We start from the raw sequence: 23,399 nt of genomic DNA on the forward strand, positions 1-23,399 counted from the left end.
GGCAAAGCGCGAAGCGATTTTCGCCGGCAATTGCATGAAAATAAAAGGTTAGAACGGTTCTGCGCTTCCATGCAAAGCTGAACCGCTCTAACCGGAAACTGCTGCTGTCCCGACCAATGCTTGTCGCCCACTGCTCAGCAGATTGGGCGACATAAGTTTTACGGCGTCGCCGCCAGGACGGCAGGCGGCAGTCTTTGCGAAATGGCGGCCGGCAGCGCCCGCAGCACGATGCGGCGCAGCGGCATCCAGCCTGTTCCGATGATGAGCACGATCGCTCCGACGACGATCAGCGTCGTGAAGATATAGGTGTCAACCGTCGCACTCCCCTGCCGGAAAATGCCGTAGATCGCAAAGCCGAGCGACAGCAGGCCTGAGGTGACGAAGGCGCGCCGATCGATGACAAGGCCGATCAGCATCAAAACCGCCACGCTGATAACGATGACGGGCGTCTTGATCGACACCGCCTGGGCAACATCGAGAAAATTGCCGTCGAACGACATCAGCAGCCTTACGCTGAAGAGCAGAGCCGGTGCCGCGCCGAGGTGAAGCCAGAAGGCGATGTCCGAGCGTGTCGTCCGGCGCAACCGGTCGCCGAGGTCGAAATAGAGCGCCGTTGCAAACAGCCCGAGCGCGCAAACGAGGAAGGCCACCGCGAGCAGGAGGGGATGGTTGGAGAAGAATTGCGGATCGCCGCTCGCCCATTGCATGAGGCGCAATAGCAGGGTGAGCACCAGCGCAAGGGCCGAGGTGATGCAGAGCGCCAACGACAGCGGCACGCGGTACCGGGCATAATAGAGGCCGAGAATGATCGGGAAGCCGGCGACGAACTGCGTCGCCTCCGCCCCGATATCATTGAAGGCTGATGTTCCCGGCTTGAAGAAGAAGGACATCAGCAGGAATGTCCAGCAGAACAGCGCAATCGTCAGGCTGACGGCCGGCAAAGCGAGCCGTTGGCGGCGCACCAGGATTTCCGAAAGCACGATGATCGCAGGCAGCACGGCATAAAGTGCGGCAAGCCCCCAGAGGCCGCCGAGCGCCACCACGACGCCGATGGTGATCAGCACGTCGTGGAAACCGCGCACGAAGCGTGGCGTCTCGGTATCCGACCACGCCTGCCCCTCCGCCGCCATTGCCGGCTGTGCCTCAGCGACCCCACCCCCGATGACGGCGACCCCGCGCTCCGTCAGAAACGGCAAAAGCCGCACGCCCGCCTCCGGCGAAATCAGCTCCTGGCGCACGGCCTCGTCGAGTATCGACCTTAGTTCAGTCATGCCGGTTTATCTCCCCGGAATCATTGAGCCCGCGCGGATGCTATTGTAAGCATTGTGCGCTGCATATGGCGGGAGGAGCGAATGTCGGCAGAAAAGCTTTCCTTCGAGGATTTCCAGCCCGGCCGCCGCTTCGCGCTTGGCCCGAAGCCGGTGACCACCGAGGAAATCATTGAGTTCGCAAGCGAATTCGACCCGCAACCGATGCATCTCGATGAGGCTGCCGGCCGCGCCAGCATTCTCGGCGGCCTTGCCGCTTCCGGCTGGCATACTTCTTCGATGTTCATGCGCATGATGGCCGACAGTTATGTGCTGCATTCGCTCTGCGAGGGTGCGCCGGGCGTCGATCTGATGGAATGGCGAAAGCCGGTGCTTGCCGGCGACACGCTGTCCGGCCACTCGATCGTGCTTGAAGCCCGGCCGATGCGCTCGCGCCCCGGAATGGGCATCGTCAAGTTTCGCCACGAGGTGGAAAACCAGCGCGGCGAACTCGTCTGCGTCTCGGAGAATTCGGTCATGTTCGGCCTGCGCGCCCGTCCCGCAGATATCGGCATAAGCCCGGAGACGTCAGCATGAGCCCGGAGGCGTCAGCATGAGAATGTCCGAGCTTTACGCGGTTGGCGAGAAGGCCGAGATCGGCAGCTACACTTTTACCGAGGAAAACATCGTCCGTTTCGCGACGCGCTACGATCCGCAGCGTTTCCACGTCGACAAAGAAGCCGCCAAAGACACGCTCTTCGGCGATCTCTGCGCCTCGGGCTGGCACACCACCGCCGCCTGGATGCGTACCTTCCTCGCCTTTTGGGAAAGGCAGAGCGCCGCACTCGCGCAAAATGGCCAGACGTCGCCGAACCTCGGCCCCTCGCCCGGTTTCCAGAAACTGCAATGGCTGCGGCCGGTCTTCGCAGGCGACGTCGTCAGCTATTCCGTCGCCTTCCTCTCCAGCCGGGCGCTCGCGTCGCGGCCGGGATGGCACCTCAACACCATCCTCTGCGAGGGCGTCAATCAAAACGGCCATGCCGTTATCCGCTTTGAAAGCAGCGTGCTCGAATTCGGCTGACGCTGCGGGCAGGAGGACGAGGGCTCAGTGGCCGGAGAATTCGACCAGCGTGTGCACGACGACGCCGAGTTCTTCCAGCTTCCTGCGGCCGCCAAGATCCGGCAGGTCGATGACGAAACAGGCGCCGACCACTTCCGCACCGATCTGGCGCAATAGCCTCGTCGCGCCGACCGCCGTGCCGCCGGTGGCGATTAGGTCGTCGACCAGGATCACCTTCTCGCCGGGCTGGACAGCATCGCGATGCATCTCCATCTCGTCGACGCCATATTCCAGGCTGTAGGCGATGCGCACGGTCTCGTGCGGCAGCTTGCCTTTCTTGCGGATCGGTACGAAGCCTGAAGAAAGCTGGTGCGCCACCGCGCCGCCGAGGATGAAGCCGCGCGCCTCCATGCCGGCGATCTTGTCGATCTTCGTGCCGGCATAGGGCTGCACGAGTTCGTCGACCGCCCGGCGGAAAGCCCGAGGGTTGCCGAGCAGCGTGGTGATGTCGCGGAAGATGATGCCCGGCTTGGGATAGTCGGGAATGGAGCGGATGCTGGCTGCGAGCTCCGAAATCGTATTGTTCATGGAAAATCCATATCTGCGAACGCATGAAACTGGCCGGACCTTATCAATTGCCAGGGGCGGAACCAACAAAAAAGGCGGCCCGTAGGCCGCCTTTCGAAATCCGGCGGCGGACCGCTCAATGTTCCTTATTGGCGTAGATCGAGCGCTTCGTCAGGTAGATCAGCACCGTGAAGATCGCCAGGAAGATCATGACCATGAAGCCGGTGCGCTTGCGCTCCTCTAGATGCGGCTCGGCGGCCCACATCAGGAAGGCGGAGACATCCCTTGAATACTGGTCGACCGTCGCCGGCGCGCCGTCGTCATAGGTCACCTGGCCGTCGGAGAGCGGCTTCGGCATGGCGAGGACGGCGGCAGCGTTGAAGTAAGGGTTATAATGTCCCCCCTGCGGCACGTGGAAACCGGCCGGCGGCTCTTCATAGCCGGTCAGCAACGCGTGGATATAGTCCGGGCCACCTTCCTGATACTGCGTGAAGATGTCGAAAACGAACTGCGGAAAGCCGCGCTCGACTGAGCGGGCTTTGGCGATCAGCGAAAAATCGGGCGGAGCCGCGCCATTGTTGGAAGCAGCCGCGGCTTCAGCATTGGGGAAAGGCGACGGGAAGTAATCGGAAGGAACCGCCTTGCGGGTAAACATCTCGCCGCTGGCGTCGGGACCGTCCTGGACCTCGTAATTCGCGGCGAAGGCCTTCACCTGCGCCTCGGAATAGCCGAGTTCGTCGAGCGTGCGGAAAGGCACGAGCTTCATCGAATGACAGGCTGCACAGACTTCCGTGTAGACCTTGAGGCCGCGCTGGAGCTGGCCCTTGTCGTAATGGCCGAACGGACCGGCGAAAGACCATTCCTCCTCCTTAGGATGCTTCAGCGGATAATGCGGCGTCTCACTTTCCGCGTGATGGGCCGGAGCTGCACCGTTGGCGGGCGCCGCCTCCTGGGCCAGCACCGCACTGCCGAGACCGGCGGCGAATGCGAACGAGAGAATGCTTGTAACAAGCGTTTTCATATTTCTATTCCCTTCCGTCGCTCGCTTATGCCTTGACCGCTGCGGTCTTGTTGCGCTTTTCGAGCACCGCTTCGGTGATCGAGTTCGGGATGCGGCGCGGTGTTTCCACCAAGCCGAGAACCGGCATCGCGACCAGGAAGAAAGCGAAGTAGAGGAGTGTGCAGATCTGCGAGATCGTGGTGAACAAGCCTTCCGCCGGCTGCGAGCCGAGCCAGCCGAGGATGATCGCGTTGATCACGAACAACCAGTAGAACAGCTTGTACCAGGGGCGGTAGACGGCGGAACGGACCTTTGAGGTATCGAGCCAGGGCAGGAAGAACAGCACGATGATCGCGCCGAACATCACGAGCACGCCGCCGAGCTTGGAGTCGATCGGGCCGACGTTGAAGGTGATCGAACGCAGCATCGCGTAGAACGGCAGGAAGTACCATTCCGGAACGATGTGGGCCGGCGTCTTCAACGGGTCGGCCGGGATGTAGTTGTCGGCGTGGCCGAGGAAATTCGGCAGATAGAAGACGAAATAGGCATAAACAAGCAGGAAGATTGAGACGCCAAGAGCGTCCTTCATCGTCGCATAGGGCGTGAAGCGCACCGTGTCCGTCTTCGTCTTGACCTCGACGCCCGTCGGGTTCGTCTGGCCGACGACGTGCAGCGCCCAGATGTGCAGGACGACGACGCCGGCGATCATGAAGGGCAGCAGGTAATGCAGCGAGAAAAAGCGGTTCAGCGTCGGCTGTTCGACAGCAAAGCCGCCGAGTAGGAACTGCTGCAACCATTCGCCAATCAGGGGAAAAGCCGAGAAGAAGCCGGTGATGACGGTCGCACCCCAGAAGGACATCTGGCCCCAGGGCAGAACGTAACCCATGAAGCCGGTCGCCATCATCAGGAGATAAATGACCACACCGAGAATCCAGAGAATTTCTCGCGGCGCCTTGTAGGAGCCGTAGTAGAGGCCGCGGGCAATGTGCAGGTAGACCGCGACGAAGAAGAAGGATGCGCCGTTGGCATGCATATAGCGCAGCAGCCAGCCCTGGTTGACGTCGCGCATGATCTTTTCAACGGAGTTGAAGGCGACCGACGATTCAGCGGCGTAATGCATGGCGAGCGTGACGCCCGTCAGGATCTGCACCACCAACATGACGGCGAGCATGGCGCCGAAGGTATAGGCATAGTTCAGGTTACGTGGAACCGGGTAGGCGATGAAGCTGTCATAGACCATGCGCGGCAGCGGAAGGCGCGCATCGACCCATTTCTCGAGGCCGGTTGATGGCTCGTAGCTGGAATGGCCACTCATATATCAGTCTCCCCTCAACCGATCTTGATTTTGGTATCGGACACAAATGAAAAGGTCGGGATCGCCAGGTTCTCGGGCGCAGGACCTTTGCGAATGCGGCCGGCCGTGTCGTAGACCGAGCCATGGCAGGGACAGAACCAACCATTGTATTCGCCGGCCTGGCCGAGCGGCACGCAGCCGAGATGCGTGCAGGTGCCGATCATGACGATCCAGTTTTCCTTGCCCTTGCCGCCCGAACGGTCAACACCCGTTGCCTGAGCGTCGACAGGAAGGTTTGCATTGCGCGCGATCGGGTCCTTCAGATCAGCAAGCTGGACGGCGTTTGCCGCTTCCACTTCCTCAGGCGTGCGATTGCGGATGAAGATCGGTTTGCCGCGCCACTTGACTGTCAGCGACATGCCGGGCTCGAGGCTGGCAACGTCGACTTCGATGGAGGCGAGAGCAAGCGTCGAAGCGTCAGGACGCATCTGATCGATGAACGGCCAAGCGACCGCGACGGCGCCGACGGCGCCTGCCATACCAGTGGTGAGATAAAGGAAATCACGGCGAGTGGGTTCGCCCGTGCCCTCGCTTGTCGTTTCGTGTTCGCTCACGGCTAACATCCTCTGCGCAATTTTCGCGGAATTCCGCCCTACCCCTCTACCGGCGAATCTCTCTAGACACAATTCGGCCATAGATTCCCCAGCAATCCGGCGCGTTCTATGCTTGATCGCAAATTATGTCCAGCCTTGGCAAGGGGATGAGGGCACAATGTCGCGGGAAATTTCGGATGAATTTTTTAAGGCAAACACGCGCTTGCCATTATGTTGCATTGCAACAAAATTGCCCTCGTGATAGGCGCAGTCCAAGCCATGCCAGTGAGCCGGACCGGAGCGGATGAGAGACACGATTTTTTGCGTATTCAGCGTTCTCACGACGCTCGTTCTCGCCACTATCTCCCTGCGATACATCACCGATTTCTATTTGCTGTCCTTCTTTTACAGCTTCCAGGTTCATCTGGCGGCAGCCGGCGCGGTGGCCTCGGTCGCTGCCCTTCTCGTCAAGCGGCACTGGTATGGCCTGCTGACCCTCGCGATATCGGTGCTTCTTGCAGTCCATGGCATCGTGATGATGCGCGAATTCGTCGAACCATCAGTCGAGGAGAGCCGCCCGGCCCTGTTCAGGCTGATGTCCTTCAATATCGAAAATGATAATTTCGCAAACGGCCCTGACATCGCCGACATGGTCATCGCCTCAGGCGCCGACGTCGTCAACATCCTGGAGGCAGAACCGCTGCTGTCGGAACTGCCGCGATTGTTGAAGACCTATCCCTATTATATCGGCTGCGGCGTCGGCATGGAGCAATGCGATACGCTGGTGCTGTCGAAGCGTCCGCTGATCGAACCCCGCATCCGCAATCTCGGCCTGCTCTGGCGCAACCGGCTGACGATCTCGACGATCGATTTCGATGGCCAGAAGGTCAATTTCCTCGCCGCGCACCTGACCAAACCTTACTACGACGAATTCCACGGCCTGGAGGTCTGGGATCTCGCGGAGGTTATCCCTACCCTTTCGGGACCGCTCGTTCTCGCCGGTGATTTCAATACATCGATTCTCGCGCCCGACGTGCAGTATCTCATGCGCACTCAAGGCTTGGGCACGGCATCGCTGGAACCCGCGACATGGCCGATCCGCGCCGGCGCCTTCGGTATTCCGATCGATCATATCTTTACCCGGGCGCCGCTGCGGCTGAAATCGGTCCGCCGCATCGAGAACGGCTTCGGATCAAATCATTTTGGCCTCATGGCGGAATTCGTCGTCGACCCTTGAGCCCGCATCAGCATCCGTAGCAAGGAATCCGCCGGACTGGCGCGCCCAAAGTTCGGCATAAAGCCCGCCGTGGCGAAGCAATTCGTCATGGCTGCCTTCCTCGATGATCCGTCCGAGATCGACGACGATCAGCCGGTCGAGCGCGGCGATCGTCGACAGCCGATGGGCGATCGCAAGCACCGTCTTTCCTTCCATGATCTGATGGAGATTGGACTGGATAGCTTCTTCCACTTCAGAATCGAGTGCCGATGTCGCTTCGTCGAGAACGAGGATCGGCGCGTCCTTCAGCATGACGCGGGCAATCGCGATGCGCTGCCGCTGCCCGCCGGACAGTTTGACTCCGCGTTCGCCGACATGCGCATCGAAACCTCTGCGACCCTGCTGATCCTGCAGGCGGGCAATGAAATCGATGGCTTCGGCGCGCCTGGCCGCCTCGACCAGCCCCTCCTCGCCGGCATCGGGCCGCCCGAACAGGATATTGTCGCGCACCGAACGATGCAGCAGCGAGGTGTCCTGACTGACGACGCCGATCTGCATCCTGAGGGATTCCTGCGTCACGGCTGCGATATCCTGGCCGTCGATGAGAATGCGGCCGTCCTGAATATCGTAGAGGCGCAATAGCAGGTTCATCAGCGTCGATTTCCCGGCGCCCGAACGGCCGACGATTCCGACCTTTTCGCCAGGGCGGATGGTTAGCGAGAAATTCTCGACGACCGGCTGGTGGTCCTTGCCGTAGCGGAACGAAACATTGTCGAAGCGGACACCGGGCTGCCGGATCACCAGGGTCTTCGCATCAGCCCGATCGACGAGCCCCAGAGGCTGCGAGATCAGCTCGGCGGCGTTCTGGATGGTGCCGAGATTGCGCATGATGCCGTTGAACTGCGTCATCAGCCGTCCCAGCAGAAAATTCAGCCTGAGCACCAGTGCCAGGGAGAATGCCACGGCACCGGAGCTGACCAGGCCGCGCAGCCAGAGATCGACGCTCAACCCCGCCATCGTCACGATCATCAGGCCGGAGAGCAGCGCCATCGAGGCTCTGACGCCGGTGATGAAACGCGTGAAGCGCAGCACCGTATCCTGATAGATATCGAAGCCCTGCCGCATGTAGCGGTCGCTCTCCTCGTCGCGTGCAAACAGCTTCAGCGTCTGCATGTTGCTGTAGGAGTCGACCATCCTGCCGTTCAGCATCGATCCGGCTTCCGCCGTTTCGCGGGAATGATGGCGGATCCGCGGGACGAAGTGACGGGCAAGCAGGCTGAAGGCGCCAAGCCAGAACAGCACGACGGCGGCAAGGGAAAAGTCCAACCGGGCGACGAGCACGAGCGTGGTGGCGGCATAGATGCCGACGAACCAGACGCTTTCCATCAGCGAGGTGACGAGGTCGCCGGTGGCCTGCCCGGCCGACCAGACCTTGGTAACGATGCGTCCGGAAAAATCGCTCTGGAAGAACGACAATGACTGCCTGGAGACGTGGAGATAGGATTGCCAGCGTGCGAGATTGTAGAAGCCCGGCGTGATCACCTGCTGGTCGACGAGCGCGATCAGGAAGGCGATGACGAAGCGCACCAGCCCGATGAGGGCGAGCATGCCGAACAGCTCGCCGCCATGGGCAGCGAGAAGACCGCTCCAGCCGGCACCCGGCGTGATGCTGCCGAGGATATCGACGAGCCGCCCGACGAACCAGAAGAGCGCTGCCTCGATCGCCGCCGACGTGCCGCCGAGAACGAGCATGGCGATGAACGGCATCCTCGCCTGGCCGATATAGAACCATATGAAGCCGAGCGTCGAACGCGGCGGCTGGAGATTGGCGCGTGGGCGGAACGGATCGATCCAGGTTTCGAACCGGCGGAGGATGGGGTTCAGCAACATAGAAGCGATATAGGCGGATTAGCGGGACCGGCAAAGGGAATGAAAAGCGGACAGAATGTTATATTTTGGTAATTATCGGTAACATCGGCGGCATACCCATTGAATGCCCCCGAACCGGTCACAATCTCACGTTACGATCGCGCTTTACCGGAGACCACTTCCATGGAAACGAAAATGCTCGATGCGCATATTCCGCTTCCGCTTGCAGAAAGGCTGGATGCCCTGGCATTCGCCCTGGGGTTGCCGCGCGACGAGATCGTCGCGGAGGCCATTGCCACCTGGATCGATCAGGAGGAGCACCGCCGCCTCGTCGCGCTGCGCACGATCGCCGCCGCCAACACCATGGTCGTCGTCGAGCATCACCGCGTGATCGACTGGGCCGACAGTCTTTGAACGGATAAGAGGCAAACGCAGTCAGGCCTTCAGCAACCGTCAGGCAAGCTTATAGCCATCCTAAGAATTGAAAGAGGCCCTCTCCGCTTTCGCAGGGAGGGCCTCATTCATCTTATTCCGCCGCCACTTCCGCTTCGTCGGCGTGATCGGAGAGGAAGCCGCCGGACTGGCGGTTCCAGAGGTCGGCATAGATACCGCCTGCTTCGATCAGTTCGCTGTGCGAGCCGGCCTCGATGATCCGGCCCTTGTCGAGCACGATCAGCCGGTCCATCTCCGTCAGGGTCGACAGGCGGTGGGCGATGGCGATCACCGTCTTGCCCTCCATCAAGGCGAAGAGGTTTTCCTGGATCGCCGCCTCGACTTCCGAATCGAGCGCCGAAGTCGCCTCGTCGAGCACCAGGATCGGCGCGTCCTTCAGGAAGACGCGGGCGATCGCGACGCGCTGCCGCTGGCCGCCGGAGAGCTTGACGCCGCGTTCGCCGACCTGCGCGTCGAGCCCCGCGCGGCCCTGCAAGTCGACGAGACCTTCGATGAACTCCCAGGCATTGGCGCGTTTGGCGGCCTCGATCACCTCGGCGTCCGTTGCATCGGGGCGACCATAGGCGATGTTGTCGCGGATCGAGCGATGCAGCAGCGAGGTGTCCTGCGTCACCACGCCGATCAGCGAACGCAGGCTTTCCTGCGAGACACCGGCGATATCCTGCCCGTCGATGGTGATGCGGCCAGCCTCCAGATCGTAAAAGCGCAGCAGCAGGTTCATCAGCGTCGTCTTGCCGGCACCGGAACGGCCGACCAGACCGACCTTCTCGCCTGCCTTGATGTCAAGCGACAGGTTGTCGATGACGCCCTTGCTCTTGCCGTAGTGGAAGCGGATGCGGTCGTAGTGGATCGCGCCCTTCTTCGCCGTCAGGGTGGGTGCGCCCGGCTTGTCGACGATGTCGTGCTGTTTGCTCATCATCTCCATGCCGTCATAGACCGTGCCGATATTCTCGAACAGCGCCGAGACTTCCCACATGATCCATTGCGACATGCCGTTGACGCGCATGGCGAGACCGATAGCGATGGCGATCGCGCCGACCGAGATCGCCCCGTTCAGCCAGAACCAGATCGACAGGCCCGAGATGACAAAGAGCGCAACGCAGTTGTTCACGTAGACGAAGATGTGGAAGAGCGTCACCTTGCGCATCTGCTTGTGCACGGTCTGCAGGAACTCGTCCATGCCCTCCTTGGCATAGACCTCCTCGCGGCCCGCATGCGAAAACAGCTTGACCGTCGCGATATTCGTATAGCTGTCGACCACGCGGCCCGTCATCATCGAACGCGCATCCGCCTGCGCCGCCGCGATCTTGCGAAGCCGCGGCACGAAATAGGCGACGATGCTGATATAGACCGCGAGCCAGACGAGGATCGGGATCATCAGCCGCCAGTCCGCCGCCGCAATCACGATGATCATCGTCAGGAAGTAGGTGACGACATAGACGAAGACGTCGAGGATCTTCATCACCGTTTCGCGTACGGCAAGCGAGGTCTGCATCACCTTGGTGGCGACACGCCCGGCAAATTCGTTGGCGAAGAACGACATGCTGTGGCGCAGCAGGAAGCGGTGCATCTGCCAGCGTGCAATCATAGGATAATTGCCGAGCATCATCTGATGCATGATGAGCGAATCGAGCCCGGCTACGACAGGCAGGCCGATCAGCACCAGCGCCGCCATCCAGAAAAGCTTGTGGCCTTCTCTCTCCAGGAATGTGGCGCGGTCGGCATTGGTCAGCCAGTCGACGATGTCGCCGAGGAACTGGAAGAGCGCCACTTCGCCGATAGCGATCAGCGCGGTCAGCACGGCCATCAGGCCGAGCCAGGGCGCAGCCGGCTTGCTGTAATGCCAGCAAAAGGCAAAGAGACCTTTCGGCGGGGCGACAGGGTCCTCGCTTGGAAAGGGATTGAGTCGCTGTTCGAACCAGCCAAACATGAAATTGCTCCGAAACGTCAGCGTTCCGGCTCCCGGCTTCGCGCCATCCCAGCGCTATGCAAGCACATATGGGAACCGAACGTTCAAGGGGCGAGGCTGAGACAGCCGCACAATGGATCAAAAAAGGAAATTCAGGGAAGAAACCCGCACTATCGGCGGAAAATCGCACTGCTTGGCATCATGGCCGGGAGGCGCACATACAGCAAAATATTCATTCTGGCGCTCCTTGCTGGCGATTAAAGATATACACCGATAACGCGAAAACGAGGAATTTTCCAGCCCTGTTCTGCCAAAAATTTCATCTTTTCTGGTCAAAACGCGCCCTGTTGCGCCGAAATCACAGTTGCATTAGGCCTCTAGCGGCGAAAGCGGGAAGAGGTGCATCATGACTTCACTCAGACTGGCACTCTATCAGCCGGATATTCCCGGCAATACCGGCACCATCCTGCGTCTTGCCGCCTGCCTTGGCTTCGCGGTCGATCTGATCGAGCCCGCCGGCTTCGACATCTCCGACCGCAACCTGAAACGAGCCGGCATGGACTATATCGCCGCCGCCGCCCTCACCCGCCATGTCAGCTGGGACCGCTTCGAGGCATGGCGTCTGACCACCGGCCGCCGCCTGATCCTCGCCTCGACCAAGGCTGCGGAGCGCTACACCGATCTTTCCTTCCGCCCGGACGACGTCCTGCTCTTCGGTCGCGAAAGCGCCGGCGTGCCGGATCAGGTGCATGAAACAGCCGATGCGCGCGTGCTGATCCCGATGGTCGAAGGCCAGCGCTCGATCAACGTCGCCGTCTCGGCCGCGATGATCGTCGGCGAGGCGATGCGCCAAACTGTCTGGGCCTGACTGACGCCAGCGCTGGCGGAGCAAAGCCCGCGGAATTGCCGATCCGCTCCCGAATATGTCGCAAAATAGCGTTGTCTATCCGTCAAACCGGCGTATATTTATTAGCCGGCAATCAAAAATTCAGTATTGGCCTCCATGATTCCAACAAGTTGGAATGGCTATGTGAGGAAAACCGCATTTCTCCAGATCTGTGAAAGAAGAATAAAAACAATAAAATGGACTCTACAATCATCATGATCAACCTGTTCGGCGCCGTGGCTCTGCTGCTGTTCGGCCTCGCACAGGTAAAGGATGGCGTGTCCAGGGCCTTCGGCGCCCGCCTGAGAACAGGTCTGGCGACCGGCACGCGCGGCAGCCTTCGTTCTTTCCTGTCAGGCCTCGTCGCAACCATCGCGCTGCAGAGCTCGACGGCCACGGCGCTGATGACCGCCTCCTTCGTCGAGCGTGACCTGATCAAGCCGCGCATGGCGCAGATCGTCCTGCTCGGCGCCAATGTCGGCACGGCAATCACCGCCTGGATCGTGGCAACGGGCATCGAATGGCTCTCTCCGCTTCTGATCCTTGTCGGCATCGTGCTTTGCCGTGGCCGTTCCAGCGCCAGCCAGGGCGGCGGCACAGCGCTGATCGGCATCGGGCTGATGTTGTTGTCGCTGCACCTCCTTGGCCTTGCGACGGAACCGATGCGCGCCTCTCCCGCCCTTGCCGCCTTCATCGGCCTGCTGGACGGCGCCCTGCCCGTGGCCATGATCGTCTCGGCAGCACTTGCCTTCGCGTCCTCGTCGAGCCTTGCGGTGGTGGTGCTCATCCTGTCGCTCGCGTCGGCCGGCATGGTCTCCGCCGAACTTGTCATCGTGCTCGTGCTCGGCGCCAATCTCGGTGGTGCGATACCGCCTGTCGTCGCGACATTGTCCGGGCCGGTTTCGGCGCGGCGCGTCACCCTCGGCAATCTCGCCGTCCGCACGCTCGGCTGCCTCATCGCCCTGCCGCTGGCGGGATATGGCGCGGAACTCATCCAAATGCTGCCCTTCGGTCCCGCCAAGCTGCCGGTCGATGCGCATCTTGCCTTCAACCTTCTGCTGGCGGCGCTGGCCTGGCCATTCTCCCGGCCGCTCGCCGCCCTGATGGCCCGGCTGGTGCCTGATCAGGCAGAACCCGATAACGCGCCGAAATATCTGGATGCACAGGAGCTTTCGACGCCGGTCGTTGCCCTTGCCAGCGCCACCCGCGAAGTGCTCGGCGTCGGCGACCTCATCGAGCGCATGCTGATCCGCGTCTCCGAAGCGTTCGAGCGTAACGACGCATCGAAGCTTGCCGAGATATCCGCCCTCGAAGACCGCGTCGACCGGCTGCAGCAGGCGGTGAAAGTCTATCTCTCGAAGCTTGGCCGCGAGGGTCTCAGCGATGAGAACGCCCGCCGCTCGATCGTCGTCATCGATTATGCGATCAACCTCGAACATATGGGCGATATCATCGAGAAGGGCTTGCTGGAGCAGGTGGCGAAAAAGATCTCCCTCGGCCTGAAATTTTCCGAGGACGGTCATCAGGAACTACGCAAGCTGTTCGACCTGACCATCGACAATCTGCGCGTCGCCCAGACGATCTTCGTCACCCGCGATTTCAATCTGGCGCGCCAGATGATGGAGGTGAAGGTCGAGGTGCGCCGGATGGAAAAGCAATCAGCGGAGCGCCACCTCGAACGCCTGCGTGATGGCCGAGCCGACAGCCTGCAGACGAGTTCGCTGCATCTCGACATGCTGCGCGACTTGAAGCGCATCAACGCCCACATCGTCTCGGTGGCACATCCGATCATGGATGAAAGCGGCCTGCTGATCGAAAGCCGCGTGCGGGCGACTGCAAAATGACCGTCAGTCGGCCGAAGGCAGGCGGCGCATGGTGAATTCGATCTGGTCACCATCGAGCTGGCGCCAACTCTCCACCTCGGTCCAATAGGCGGCTTTCGGATATTCGTCGAACCATTCGCGCGCCTTGGCGCGTGCGTCCATGAGGCCGAGGCAATATGTCTCACGCACGAAATGGTCTTTCTTGCTCGGGGGATTTTCCGCCCGATGTCTCGCTATCCTGCGCTTCAGGCCGTCGAAGGACGGAGGCCCTGGAACTTTCTTCATCAAACCTACCTCCTTGGAAAAGGTAGTATCGAAATTCTTGATTTGCGAGTCGAATCTTGGAAGTGCTCGGCGGTGCTTGCCTCGGCTTGGCGAGATGCAGCACCAACTGCTAATCATGACGTGCAATCAAGAATGAGCGAGTCGCCTCCGACGGAGATGCCGACCGTTGGAGGCGTAAATGGAACGACCGGAACTGCCGATCGGCTTGCCTGACGATATCGAAGAGAAGAAGGCTGCCGCCCGCAATTGGTTCGAGGGATTGCGCGATACGATCTGCGCCTCCTTCGAAGCCATCGAGGATGACTTGGAAGGGCCGCTTTCCGATCAGGAGCCCGGCCGCTTCGTCGCCAAGGACTGGTCACGCGAAAACGGCGCCGGCGGCGGTGGCCGGATGTCGATGATGGAAGGCCGCGTCTTCGAAAAGGTCGGCGTCCATACCTCCACTGTCTACGGCGAATTCGCCCCGGATTTCCGCGCCCAGATACCCGGCGCCAAGGACGATCCGCGTTTTTGGGCCTCGGGCATCTCGCTGATCGCCCATCCCGTCAACCCCAACGTTCCGGCCGTGCACATGAACACTCGCATGGTCGTCACCACCAGCCGCTGGTTCGGCGGCGGCGCCGACCTGACGCCGGTGCTGTCGCGCCGCCGCACGCAGGAGGACGAGGATAGCCAGCTCTTCCACAAGGCCATGGAAATCGCCTGCCGCAATCATGCCGTCGCCGACTACGATGCGTACAAAACCTGGTGCGACGAATATTTCTTCCTGAAACACCGTAACGAGGCCCGCGGCATCGGCGGCATCTTCTATGACTGGCTGCATTCAAGCGAGGAAGCCGGCGGCTGGGACGCCGATTTCGCTTTCACGCGCGATGTTGGCCGAGCCTTCGCCATGGTTTATCCGAAGATCGTTCGCTCCAACTTCAATAAGTTGTGGACAGAGGCCGACCGCGACGAACAATTGATCCGCCGGGGCCGCTACGTCGAATTCAATCTGCTGTATGATCGTGGCACGATCTTCGGCCTGAAGACCGGCGGCAACGTCGAATCCATTCTCTCCTCGCTGCCCCCTGTCGTCCGCTGGCCATGAAACTGTGATATCTTGTCGATAAATTCGAGGTGATAGACCTTCACGAAAACTCAGTGAGTCCTAACTTTATATGTATGTGCGTAACAATCGGAGGAGGATTGTCATGACGATACAAAGTGGCTCGCCTGCGTCCGCGGATGTCCAGGAAACATCCCGCACGATCGACACCCCGGAGTTTCTAACGCGCATCGCCGAGCAACTCAGGACCAAGAGCGGCTCGGATCTGCCGCTGTCCTGCTTCATCGAGCAGGTCAAGCTGCAATTGGCCGGCGGAAAGTCGCCGGAACAGCTGCAGAACGAAGCAGCGGCCGCCAACAGCAACATGCCCGAGCACCTTTCGGATACTTACAAAGCCTGGGCGATGCCCGACTGATGCTGCTTTTGCCGGCTGGCATGTCGATGCCGGCCGGAACCTTCTCTCCTCCCGCACATTCATCAGTCGCGTGAAAGCGCGATTGTCATTGTGTTCAGGATAGAGGAAAAGACCATGCGACTTTTCGAATGTGGCACACTCGTTCCCGGCTGCGCCTGGCATACCAGGGCGGATAATGACGCCGAGGTCGTCCGCCGGACCGTCGAGCACCTGAAAGACGCTCACGGCGAAACCACGATCCGCGAGAACATGGTGGATAATATCAAGGCTCGCATCCGCGACGAGGCGAACGCAGCCTGATTATTGCACGCGTTCCTGCAGCCGGGCGAGCAGCGCCGCCCGGTCGGAAACGAAGTTTTCCTCCACCCACTGGTTTTCCAGACCGGCCAGCAGCTCGCCGACGCGCGGACCGGACGCGATTCCCGCCGAAATCACGTCACCACCGTTCAGCGGAAACTGTGGCTTCTTCCAATGCATTGCCCTGTCCAGCAGCTTGATAAGCCGCGCCGACCGCGCCATTTCATCGAAATCGCTTTCAGCCTTGCCGCGCGCAACCGCAAGCGCCAGCTTCAGCCGTGTCGTGATGCCGCCGGCGCCGTTGCGGTAAAGCAGCCGTTCGAAGGCGGCCGACGACATGTCGTCATTGACTGGCGCTGCCATTGCCCAGGCCTTGAGAGTGGCCGCTTCCGCATTCGAGAGCTTGAGCCGGGCTGCAAGCGCCTCCAGCCGCGCCACATCGGGCGGCACGATCGCCGCTAGGCGCAGCAGCGGATCGGGCGACCAGCCGAGCGCCTTTTCGGTGGTGATCAGCGAAGGGATCGCATCGATCCCCCATCGTTCGGTTTCCGGCAGAATTTCCGTCAGCACCGCCACTTGCCGCATCCAGAGCAGCGCGCGGCCGGGATCGGCAGCACCTAGCAGCTTTCGCAGTTCAGACCAGACCCGTTCTGCCGAAAGCGACGTCAGTTTCGAACGCGCCGCGGAGCATGCCTTCAGCCCCTCTGCATCCGGCCGTCCGGAACCATAATAGGCAAAGAAGCGGAAAAAACGCAGGATGCGCAGATGATCCTCGGCAATACGCATTGCCGCATCGCCGATGAAGCGTATGTTGCGCCTCTCAATGTCGGCAAGCCCACCGACGAGGTCGACCACTTCGCCCCCCGCATCGGCATAAAGCGCGTTGATCGTCAGATCCCGCCGTTCGGCGTCTGCCTTCCAGTCGGTGCTGAAGGCAACCTTGGCACGGCGTCCGTCGGTCTCGACGTCGGTGCGAAGGGTCGTCACCTCGAAGGGCTTGCCGTCGATGACGAGCGTCACCGTGCCGTGATCGAGACCGGTTGGGACTGCCTTGATGCCGGCCGCCTCCGCCCGTTCCATAACCGTCTCCGGTCTGAGTGTCGTGGCGATGTCGATATCATTGACCGGCAGGCCCATCAGGCTGTTGCGCACAGCACCGCCAACCACCCGCCCTTCCCCCCCATCGGCGCTGAGAAGCGCTAAGATCCGGCCGAGGGCCGGGTCGCGGAACCATGCTTGGTCGGCGATGCCGGTCATGCATAAAGCCTTTCGTAAAGCGTGCGGACGATGCCGGCGGTAATGCCCCAGATCATTCTGGTTTCGTAGGGCACGCGATAGAAATGCCGGTCGATGCCATCGATGACGCGCCTGTCGCGGGTGTGATTGGCAGGATCCATCAGGAAGGAAAGCGGCACCTCGAACACGTCGTCCACCTCGGTCGGGTTCAGCGTCAGCGCAAAGCCCGGCGAGATGACGCCGAGCACCGGCGTAATGCGGAAGCCCGTCGAGGCAAGGTAATTCGGCAGCCGCCCGACGGTTTCGACGAAGGAACCGGCCAGGCCGATCTCCTCCTCCGTCTCGCGGATCGCCGCCATTTCGGGCGAGATATCGGCGGGATCGATCGAGCCGCCGGGAAAGGCGATCTGCCCGGAATGTTTGCGCAGCGTCGCCGTGCGCTTGGTGAAGATCACATGCGCTTCCTCGCCGTCGTCGACGACGGGCACGAGCACGGCGGCGTCGCGCAGCTTGAAGGTCTCGACCTCGGCGACGATATCGGGATTGAGGATGTGGTCCCCGTGATCGCGCCAGGCATGATCGACCGGCCCACCATTCTGGTTGAGCGCGCGGCGGCGGAATTCGGCTGCGGAAAACAGCGGATAACGTTGGGTAATCGCATCATTCATCGGGAAAGCGCATCCAGTTCATCGGCCGGCATCATCGCAAAGACCTCTCCGGCGGAGCGGACGGCGAACATCACCTGTCCCTCGACCTCGAGCGTCTCGCCGAGCGCCACCAGTTCATACATCACCGCACGCGACACCAGCGCCTCCAGCCGCCCGCGCACATGCAGATAGGGTTTCAATTCGGCATTCTCGCCCGCAATGGCAAAGCGCAGCCGATGCTCTCCTCCCGCCTCCACGACATCGCCGACATTGGTGCGGAAGGTTAGCACCTGTTGGCCTTGCCCCTCCGTCACGCTCATCTCCACGGCGATGAAAGGCGCGTCGACGACCCTTATACCGACCTTTTCCACAGGAGTTACGAGATAGGTCTTCTGGTCGTCGTCTTTTCTTAAAACCGTCGAGAACAGCCGCACCAGCGCCGGTCGGCCGATCGGCGTGCCCATGTAGAACCAGGTGCCGTCCGCCCGGATTTCCATGTCGATATCGCCGCAGAAAGGCGGATTCCACCGCTCGACCGGCGGTAATCCTCGTTTTTTGCCGGCATTTTCCTGAGACGCGCGCGAAATCAGTGCGGCAAGTCCCGCCGCATCCGCCTGTCCGCTGATTTCCTCGGCTGCCATTCTTCCGTCCCGGTTTGTCCTTAACGAAGTAAAGTCACGAGATAGTCATTCGCAACGAACTTGTCAGCCCGTCACATCTCCATAACTCTATCGGGTATGAGGCACAGGTATAAGTCCGCCGATTCGCTGCCGAATGATTTCAGCCGTTGGAGATACGCATGGGTATGATGAAGACCGAAGCCAGCCTCGATGATAAGGCGATCGTCGCCGCCGCCGAAAAGGCGCTCTCCGATATCGCCGCCATCCGCGGGGAAGTCTCGAAGGTGATCTTCGGTCAGGAAAGCGTCGTCGAGAACACCATTCTCGCCGTGCTGTCAGGCGGTCATGCCCTGCTCGTCGGCGTTCCAGGCCTTGCCAAGACCAGACTGGTGACGACGCTCGGCGAGGTGCTCGGCCTTGCCGCCAACCGCATCCAGTTCACGCCGGACCTGATGCCCTCGGATATTCTCGGCTCCGAGGTGATGGACCAGGACGATAGTGGACGCCGCTCCTTCCGTTTCGTCAAGGGCCCGGTCTTCGCCCAGCTCCTGATGGCCGACGAGATCAACCGTGCCTCGCCGCGTACCCAGTCGGCCCTTCTGCAATCCATGCAGGAATACCATATCACGATCGCTGGCCAGCGTTATGACCTGCCGGCGCCCTTCCATGTGCTCGCCACCCAGAACCCGCTCGAGCAGGAAGGCACCTATCCCCTGCCCGAAGCCCAGCTCGACCGCTTCCTGCTGCAGGTCGACGTCAATTACCCTGAACTCGCCGCCGAGCGCCAGATCCTGCTCGAGACGACGGGCCTGGGCGAAACCCGGCCCGAAGCCATCATCGATGCCCAGCGGCTGCTCGAGATCCAGACCCTGGTGCGCCAGATGCCGGTGAGCGACACGGTTGTCGATGCCATCCTGGCGCTGGTGCGTTCCGCCCGTCCAGGACAGGGCAATGCCTCGACCGACAAGAACGTCGCCTGGGGTCCAGGCCCGCGCGCCGGCCAGGCGATGATGCTCTGCGCGCGTGCCCGCGCGCTCTACGAAGGCCGTCTCGCCCCGTCTCTGGACGATATCTTCGCGCTCGCCGAACCCATTCTCCAGCACCGCATGGCGCTGACTTTCGCCGCCCGCGCCGAAGGCATGTCGGTGCGTGACGTCATCGCCGGACTGGTCAAGCAGGCAAAGGGATAAGGAAGCCGGACGCGTGGCATCTATCGGACAGATCGTCGACCCGACGTCAGGCAGCGATGCCCTTTCCCGCGCCAGGCAGCGGGCCGCCCTGGTGCCGGACTGCCTGGTGGAAGCCAAGCGCATCGCCAACACCGTAATCGCCGGCTGGCATGGTCGCCGCAAGCGCGGCATCGGCGAGAATTTCTGGCAGTTCCGTCCCTATTCCGAGGGCGAGAGCCTGTCGCGCATCGACTGGCGCCGCTCCGCCCGCGACGACCATACTTACGTGCGCGAGCGCGAATGGGAGGCGGCGCACACGATCTGGCTCTGGTGCGACATGTCGCCCTCGATGATGTACAAGTCGAGCTATGGCAGCGTCTCCAAGGAAAGCCGCGCGCTGGTCATCATGCTGGCGCTTGCCGAGATCCTCGCCCGCTCCGGCGAGCGCATCGGTTGCCCCGGCATCATGGAACCCGCCTCCGCCCGCAACGCCGCCGAACGTCTCGCAGCCGCGCTGATGCACACGCCGCTGACCGGCGGTCTGCCAGAAACGGCGATGATCCGCGGCTGGAGCGACCTCGTCCTTATCGGCGATTTCCTCGACGATGCGCCGGCAATCATGGAACGGCTTGGCCCGCTTGCCCGCCGCGGCCTGCGCGGCCACGTGGTCGAGATATCAGATCCCGCCGAAGAGATATTCCCCTATAGCGGCCGAACCGAATTCACCGATCCGGAGAGCGGCGCCAAGCTTATCTCCGGCCGCGCCGAACATATCCGCGAGGCCTATCGCAACGCCTACCTCGCCCGCAGGGACAGCCTCGGCCAGTCGCTGCGCCATCTCGGCTGGACCTTCGCGAACCACCGCACCGATCACCTTGCGTCGGAGGCGCTGGTCGCGGTGCACATGTATCTGTCCGGCATGCCGGCCAAGGCAACGCATGGAGGGCAGCTATGAACGCCCTTCCCTTCGCTTTCGCCTATCCCGCCATTCTCGGCGCGCTCGTCGCCTTGCCCGTCATCTGGTGGCTGCTGCGGCTGACGCCGCCACGCCCGAAGACCGAAGTCTTTCCGCCGCTGAAAATCCTCGCCTCGGTGCTGAAGCGCGAGGAGACGCCGGCGCAAAGCCCTTGGTGGCTGACGCTGCTGCGCATGCTGCTCGCTGCCGCCATCATCCTCGCGATCGCCGATCCGGTTTTCAATCCACGCACCAGTTCGCTCGCATCAGGTGGCCCGCTCGTGCTCTTCGTCGACAATAGCTGGGCAGCGGCACCCGACTGGGAGCGCCGCATCCAGACCGCCGACGCGTTGATAGACGACGCCGAATCCGCCGGCACACCCGTGTCGATCGCCTTCACTGCCGATCCGACCAACGACGCCGTGCCCGGCACCGCCGCTGCCGCCCGCGACAAGCTGCGCGCCGCCGAGCCGCGACCGCTGGTGCCGGACCGCGAACGCGCCTTCCAGGCGCTGCGCGCCGCCCTGAACGGCATCAAGCCCGGCACCCTCGCCTTCCTGACCGACGGCACCGCCGCCAGGCCCGACGACGCGACGGTGCGCAGGCTCGCCGAACTTCAGCCCGCCGATCTGCGCCTGATCGAGGGCGATGCCGCGCGGACGGTCGCGATCACGGCGGCCAACAATGCGGCGGATGCCATGACCGTCAAGGTTACGCGGCTCAACAGTTCACAGGCAGCATCGGTAGCGCTGAACGCCGTCGATACCCAGGGCCGCTCGATCGCCAATGGCAGGGCGGATTTCCGCCCCGGCCAGAGCGTCGCGACCAGTTCGATCACCGCCCCCTTCGAGATGCGCAACGATTTCGCGCGCGTCAGCGTCGACAACGGCGCGACGGCAGGCGCCGTCCACCTTCTCGACGACGCATTCAAGCGCCGCCGCGTCGTCTTGCTGTCAGGCGAAGGAGGGGACGAGTTCCAGCCGCTGCTCTCGCCGCTCTATTATATCCAGCGGGCGCTGCAACCCTATGCGGATCTGATCCAACCTGCCGATTCCGATCTTTCGGTCGCAATACCAAAACTTCTCACCAGCAATCCCTCCATCGTCATCATGGCCGATATCGGCCGGCTGCCGGAGGAGACCTACGAGCCTTTAACGCGCTGGATATCGAATGGCGGCATGCTCCTGCGTTTTGCCGGCCCGCGCATGGCGGCAGCCCCTGCGGACGATCCGCTGATCCCTGTCATCCTGCGTCAGGGAGAACGGGCGCTGGGCGGTACCTTGTCCTGGAGCGAGCCGCAATCGCTTGCCGAATTTCCGAGTTTCGGACCTTTCGCCGGCATAGCGCGTCCCTCCGATGTCGTCGTCAAGCGGCAGGTGCTTGCCGAACCGACACCCGATCTTGCCGAACGCACCTGGGCAAGCCTGGCTGACGGAACGCCGCTCGTGACGATGAAGCAGCTCGCATCCGGCCAGATCGTCCTGTTTCACGTCACGGCGGAAGCAACCTGGTCCGATCTGCCGATCTCCGGCACTTTCGTCGACATGCTGCGCCACCTCCTGCAGATATCGCGCTCGGGCGGCGTGACATCGGAGGCGCGCGGCAATGCGCGTGTTTCGGAAACCCTGCCGCCATTCCGCATGCTGACGGCCAAGGGCACGCTCGTCTCCGAGACAGGATCGGCGCGGCCGCTCATTCCACAAGCCGGCGTCGAACCGACGGCGAATTTCGACAACCCTCCCGGGCTCTACGGTTCGGAGGATGGTTTCACCTCCCTGAACGTGCTCCCCGAGAACGCCGAACTGAAGCCGATCGACACAACAGGGACCAATGCCGTGCGCGAAGGCCTGATCGGCGGCGAAAGCTGGTCGGCAAAACCCGCACTCTTTCTCGCAGCCTTCCTGCTGCTCTTGGCCGATAGCCTGATCGTCCTCTTCATGAATGGCGCATTCTCGCGATTGCGCCCGGCTGTCCGCACCGCCGCGATGATCGCGGTCGCCGTCTGCGCCGGCTTTCTCATCCAACCCGGCACGCTTCACGCTGACGACTCCCAACCCGGCGACGACCTCATCCTGCAAAGACTTGATAACACCCACCTCGCCTATGTCGTCACCGGCGAACAGGACGTGGACAATATATCCGAGCGCGGTCTCGAGGGACTGACCCAGTTCCTGACTTTTCGCACGACGCTGGAGCCGGCGCCGCCCGTCGGCATCGACCTCACTAAAGACGAGCTCTCCTTTTATCCGATCATCTACTGGCCGGTTTCGGCAACGGCGCCGATGCCATCGTCGGCAGCGATCAGCCGTATCGATGCCTATATGCGCAATGGCGGCACCGTGCTTTTCGATACGCGCGATCAGATCAGCGCATTGGACAATGGCGGCAATGTCAGCGCCAACGGTGAGAGGCTGCAGGCAATCCTCGCCAATCTCGACATTCCGGCGCTCGAGCCGGTACCGTCAGATCACGTGCTGACGAAATCCTTCTATCTGCTGTCGAGCTTTCCCGGTCGTTATGCCGGCAGCCCTCTCTGGATCGAGGCCCGGCAAGGCGGTCAGGGGCCGAGCGAAAAGTCGGCGGCGACGGCCGACGGCGTTTCGCCGATCCTGATCACCGGCAATGATTTCGCCGGCGCCTGGGCGATCGACGAGAACGGCGTACCGATACTGCCGACCGTGCCGTCGGATGAAACGCAGCGCGAATATGCCTACCGTTCCGGCGTCAACATTATGATGTACATGCTGACCGGCAACTACAAGACCGACCAGGTCCATGTTCCCGACCTCCTCGAACGGTTAGGACAATGA

23 protein-coding genes are annotated in these 23,399 nt (G+C 61.8%); 12 read left to right on the forward strand and 11 right to left on the reverse strand.

The features are described 5' to 3' along the window. Positions 1 to 158: 158 nt before the first annotated feature. Positions 159 to 1,271, reverse strand: a complete 1,113-nt coding sequence (locus RL_RS17920) for a hypothetical protein (RefSeq protein ID WP_011652957.1) — start codon at positions 1,269 to 1,271, stop codon at positions 159 to 161. A gap of 81 nt (positions 1,272 to 1,352) precedes the next feature. On the opposite strand from RL_RS17920, the gene RL_RS17925 reads away from it, so the two are divergent. Together RL_RS17925 and RL_RS17930 are read left to right on the forward strand one after the other, a co-directional pair. Next, the gene (locus RL_RS17925) at positions 1,353 to 1,844 is read left to right on the forward strand and encodes a MaoC family dehydratase (RefSeq protein WP_011652958.1); all 492 of its coding nucleotides are present in this window, start codon (positions 1,353 to 1,355) and stop codon (positions 1,842 to 1,844) included. A gap of 16 nt (positions 1,845 to 1,860) precedes the next feature. Beyond that, positions 1,861 to 2,328 (forward strand): MaoC family dehydratase, encoded by a 468-nt coding sequence (locus RL_RS17930; protein WP_011652959.1) that lies wholly within the window; start codon positions 1,861 to 1,863, stop codon positions 2,326 to 2,328. A gap of 24 nt (positions 2,329 to 2,352) precedes the next feature. On the opposite strand, the gene RL_RS17935 is transcribed toward RL_RS17930, so the two are convergent. The 4 genes from RL_RS17935 to petA form a co-directional block, all read right to left on the reverse strand. Further along, positions 2,353 to 2,895 carry an adenine phosphoribosyltransferase gene (locus tag RL_RS17935; RefSeq protein ID WP_011652960.1) on the reverse strand — a complete coding sequence of 181 codons (543 nt, stop codon included), beginning with the start codon at positions 2,893 to 2,895 and terminating at the stop codon, positions 2,353 to 2,355. A gap of 115 nt (positions 2,896 to 3,010) precedes the next feature. Then, on the reverse strand, positions 3,011 to 3,895 hold the full coding sequence (locus RL_RS17940) for a cytochrome c1 (protein WP_011652961.1): 885 nt from the start codon (positions 3,893 to 3,895) through the stop codon (positions 3,011 to 3,013). A 25-nt stretch (positions 3,896 to 3,920) separates the two neighbouring features. Further along, complete coding sequence (locus tag RL_RS17945; protein ID WP_011652962.1) at positions 3,921 to 5,189, reverse strand: cytochrome b; 1,269 nt, start codon at positions 5,187 to 5,189, stop codon at positions 3,921 to 3,923. Positions 5,190 to 5,203: 14 nt separating this feature from the next. Continuing rightward, the gene (petA, locus tag RL_RS17950; protein ID WP_003541752.1) at positions 5,204 to 5,782 is read right to left on the reverse strand and encodes a ubiquinol-cytochrome c reductase iron-sulfur subunit; all 579 of its coding nucleotides are present in this window, start codon (positions 5,780 to 5,782) and stop codon (positions 5,204 to 5,206) included. A gap of 283 nt (positions 5,783 to 6,065) precedes the next feature. On the opposite strand from petA, the gene RL_RS17955 reads away from it, so the two are divergent. Further along, positions 6,066 to 6,998: an endonuclease/exonuclease/phosphatase family protein gene (locus RL_RS17955; protein ID WP_011652964.1), complete on the forward strand. Its 933-nt coding sequence runs from the start codon at positions 6,066 to 6,068 to the stop codon at positions 6,996 to 6,998. Here RL_RS17955 and RL_RS17960 read toward each other — a convergent pair. Further along, on the reverse strand, positions 6,954 to 8,867 hold the full coding sequence (locus tag RL_RS17960; RefSeq protein ID WP_011652965.1) for an ABC transporter ATP-binding protein: 1,914 nt from the start codon (positions 8,865 to 8,867) through the stop codon (positions 6,954 to 6,956). The two genes, RL_RS17955 and RL_RS17960, sit on opposite strands and share 45 nt — an antisense overlap. 162 nt (positions 8,868 to 9,029) lie before the next feature. Here RL_RS17960 and RL_RS17965 point away from each other — a divergent pair, with 162 nt between their 5' ends. Continuing rightward, the gene (locus RL_RS17965; RefSeq protein ID WP_028740742.1) at positions 9,030 to 9,260 is read left to right on the forward strand and encodes a CopG family ribbon-helix-helix protein; all 231 of its coding nucleotides are present in this window, start codon (positions 9,030 to 9,032) and stop codon (positions 9,258 to 9,260) included. Positions 9,261 to 9,372: 112 nt separating this feature from the next. Here the strand turns inward: RL_RS17965 and RL_RS17970 are convergent, their stop codons facing one another. Beyond that, positions 9,373 to 11,229, reverse strand: a complete 1,857-nt coding sequence (locus RL_RS17970; protein ID WP_011652967.1) for an ABC transporter ATP-binding protein — start codon at positions 11,227 to 11,229, stop codon at positions 9,373 to 9,375. Positions 11,230 to 11,614: 385 nt separating this feature from the next. Between RL_RS17970 and RL_RS17975 the strand changes: the two genes are divergently transcribed. Together RL_RS17975 and RL_RS17980 are read left to right on the forward strand one after the other, a co-directional pair. Then, positions 11,615 to 12,076: a tRNA (cytidine(34)-2'-O)-methyltransferase gene (locus RL_RS17975; protein ID WP_011652968.1), complete on the forward strand. Its 462-nt coding sequence runs from the start codon at positions 11,615 to 11,617 to the stop codon at positions 12,074 to 12,076. A 215-nt stretch (positions 12,077 to 12,291) separates the two neighbouring features. After that, a complete protein-coding gene (locus tag RL_RS17980) occupies positions 12,292 to 13,938 on the forward strand; it encodes a Na/Pi cotransporter family protein (RefSeq protein ID WP_011652969.1) in 1,647 nt (548 codons plus the stop codon). A 3-nt stretch (positions 13,939 to 13,941) separates the two neighbouring features. On the opposite strand, the gene RL_RS17985 is transcribed toward RL_RS17980, so the two are convergent. After that, the gene (locus RL_RS17985) at positions 13,942 to 14,202 is read right to left on the reverse strand and encodes a hypothetical protein (RefSeq protein ID WP_003541775.1); all 261 of its coding nucleotides are present in this window, start codon (positions 14,200 to 14,202) and stop codon (positions 13,942 to 13,944) included. Positions 14,203 to 14,380: 178 nt separating this feature from the next. Here RL_RS17985 and hemF point away from each other — a divergent pair, with 178 nt between their 5' ends. From hemF to RL_RS18000, 3 genes are all read left to right on the forward strand, one after another. Next, on the forward strand, positions 14,381 to 15,292 hold the full coding sequence (hemF, locus tag RL_RS17990) for an oxygen-dependent coproporphyrinogen oxidase (RefSeq protein ID WP_011652970.1): 912 nt from the start codon (positions 14,381 to 14,383) through the stop codon (positions 15,290 to 15,292). Between the two features lie 103 nt (positions 15,293 to 15,395). After that, on the forward strand, positions 15,396 to 15,665 hold the full coding sequence (locus tag RL_RS17995; RefSeq protein WP_024319518.1) for a hypothetical protein: 270 nt from the start codon (positions 15,396 to 15,398) through the stop codon (positions 15,663 to 15,665). A 114-nt stretch (positions 15,666 to 15,779) separates the two neighbouring features. Continuing rightward, entirely contained in the window at positions 15,780 to 15,965 is a 186-nt protein-coding gene (locus RL_RS18000; protein WP_003541778.1) for a DUF1059 domain-containing protein, read from the forward strand. On the opposite strand, the gene RL_RS18005 is transcribed toward RL_RS18000, so the two are convergent. From RL_RS18005 to RL_RS18015, 3 genes are read right to left on the reverse strand one after another with little or no spacing between them, the layout of a single operon-like run. Continuing rightward, positions 15,966 to 17,219 carry a CCA tRNA nucleotidyltransferase gene (locus RL_RS18005; RefSeq protein ID WP_011652972.1) on the reverse strand — a complete coding sequence of 418 codons (1,254 nt, stop codon included), beginning with the start codon at positions 17,217 to 17,219 and terminating at the stop codon, positions 15,966 to 15,968. Further along, a complete protein-coding gene (locus RL_RS18010; RefSeq protein WP_011652973.1) occupies positions 17,216 to 17,866 on the reverse strand; it encodes a CoA pyrophosphatase in 651 nt (216 codons plus the stop codon). Before RL_RS18010 ends, RL_RS18005 begins: the two co-directional genes overlap by 4 nt. Then, complete coding sequence (locus tag RL_RS18015; RefSeq protein ID WP_011652974.1) at positions 17,863 to 18,486, reverse strand: DUF1285 domain-containing protein; 624 nt, start codon at positions 18,484 to 18,486, stop codon at positions 17,863 to 17,865. Before RL_RS18015 ends, RL_RS18010 begins: the two co-directional genes overlap by 4 nt. A 158-nt stretch (positions 18,487 to 18,644) precedes the next feature. Here RL_RS18015 and RL_RS18020 point away from each other — a divergent pair, with 158 nt between their 5' ends. The 3 genes from RL_RS18020 to RL_RS18030 are packed head-to-tail and all read left to right on the forward strand — an operon-like array spanning position 18,645 to position 23,399. Beyond that, the gene (locus RL_RS18020) at positions 18,645 to 19,655 is read left to right on the forward strand and encodes an AAA family ATPase (protein WP_011652975.1); all 1,011 of its coding nucleotides are present in this window, start codon (positions 18,645 to 18,647) and stop codon (positions 19,653 to 19,655) included. Between the two features lie 13 nt (positions 19,656 to 19,668). After that, complete coding sequence (locus RL_RS18025) at positions 19,669 to 20,589, forward strand: DUF58 domain-containing protein (RefSeq protein WP_011652976.1); 921 nt, start codon at positions 19,669 to 19,671, stop codon at positions 20,587 to 20,589. Then, entirely contained in the window at positions 20,586 to 23,399 is a 2,814-nt protein-coding gene (locus RL_RS18030) for a DUF4159 domain-containing protein (protein ID WP_011652977.1), read from the forward strand. The genes RL_RS18025 and RL_RS18030 overlap by 4 nt, the downstream gene beginning before the upstream one ends.

It is taken from the genome of Rhizobium johnstonii 3841, assembly GCF_000009265.1.
In the GTDB taxonomy this organism is placed as follows: domain Bacteria; phylum Pseudomonadota; class Alphaproteobacteria; order Rhizobiales; family Rhizobiaceae; genus Rhizobium; species Rhizobium acaciae.

Coding starts and splice junctions, on each gene's coding strand:
- RL_RS18005 (WP_011652972.1), bottom strand. CDS start 17,219: ATGACCGGCATCGCCGACCAAGCATGGTTCCGCGACCCGGCCCTCGGC.
- RL_RS18000 (WP_003541778.1), top strand. CDS start 15,780: ATGCGACTTTTCGAATGTGGCACACTCGTTCCCGGCTGCGCCTGGCAT.
- RL_RS18030 (WP_011652977.1), top strand. CDS start 20,586: ATGAACGCCCTTCCCTTCGCTTTCGCCTATCCCGCCATTCTCGGCGCG.
- RL_RS17940 (WP_011652961.1), bottom strand. CDS start 3,895: ATGAAAACGCTTGTTACAAGCATTCTCTCGTTCGCATTCGCCGCCGGT.
- RL_RS17925 (WP_011652958.1), top strand. CDS start 1,353: ATGTCGGCAGAAAAGCTTTCCTTCGAGGATTTCCAGCCCGGCCGCCGC.
- RL_RS17930 (WP_011652959.1), top strand. CDS start 1,861: ATGAGAATGTCCGAGCTTTACGCGGTTGGCGAGAAGGCCGAGATCGGC.
- RL_RS17965 (WP_028740742.1), top strand. CDS start 9,030: ATGGAAACGAAAATGCTCGATGCGCATATTCCGCTTCCGCTTGCAGAA.
- RL_RS18015 (WP_011652974.1), bottom strand. CDS start 18,486: ATGGCAGCCGAGGAAATCAGCGGACAGGCGGATGCGGCGGGACTTGCC.
- RL_RS17985 (WP_003541775.1), bottom strand. CDS start 14,202: ATGAAGAAAGTTCCAGGGCCTCCGTCCTTCGACGGCCTGAAGCGCAGG.
- hemF (WP_011652970.1), top strand. CDS start 14,381: ATGGAACGACCGGAACTGCCGATCGGCTTGCCTGACGATATCGAAGAG.
- RL_RS17955 (WP_011652964.1), top strand. CDS start 6,066: ATGAGAGACACGATTTTTTGCGTATTCAGCGTTCTCACGACGCTCGTT.
- RL_RS17995 (WP_024319518.1), top strand. CDS start 15,396: ATGACGATACAAAGTGGCTCGCCTGCGTCCGCGGATGTCCAGGAAACA.
- RL_RS17975 (WP_011652968.1), top strand. CDS start 11,615: ATGACTTCACTCAGACTGGCACTCTATCAGCCGGATATTCCCGGCAAT.
- RL_RS18020 (WP_011652975.1), top strand. CDS start 18,645: ATGGGTATGATGAAGACCGAAGCCAGCCTCGATGATAAGGCGATCGTC.
- RL_RS17970 (WP_011652967.1), bottom strand. CDS start 11,229: ATGTTTGGCTGGTTCGAACAGCGACTCAATCCCTTTCCAAGCGAGGAC.
- RL_RS17935 (WP_011652960.1), bottom strand. CDS start 2,895: ATGAACAATACGATTTCGGAGCTCGCAGCCAGCATCCGCTCCATTCCC.
- RL_RS17920 (WP_011652957.1), bottom strand. CDS start 1,271: ATGACTGAACTAAGGTCGATACTCGACGAGGCCGTGCGCCAGGAGCTG.
- RL_RS17980 (WP_011652969.1), top strand. CDS start 12,292: ATGGACTCTACAATCATCATGATCAACCTGTTCGGCGCCGTGGCTCTG.
- RL_RS18010 (WP_011652973.1), bottom strand. CDS start 17,866: ATGAATGATGCGATTACCCAACGTTATCCGCTGTTTTCCGCAGCCGAA.
- RL_RS17945 (WP_011652962.1), bottom strand. CDS start 5,189: ATGAGTGGCCATTCCAGCTACGAGCCATCAACCGGCCTCGAGAAATGG.
- RL_RS17960 (WP_011652965.1), bottom strand. CDS start 8,867: ATGTTGCTGAACCCCATCCTCCGCCGGTTCGAAACCTGGATCGATCCG.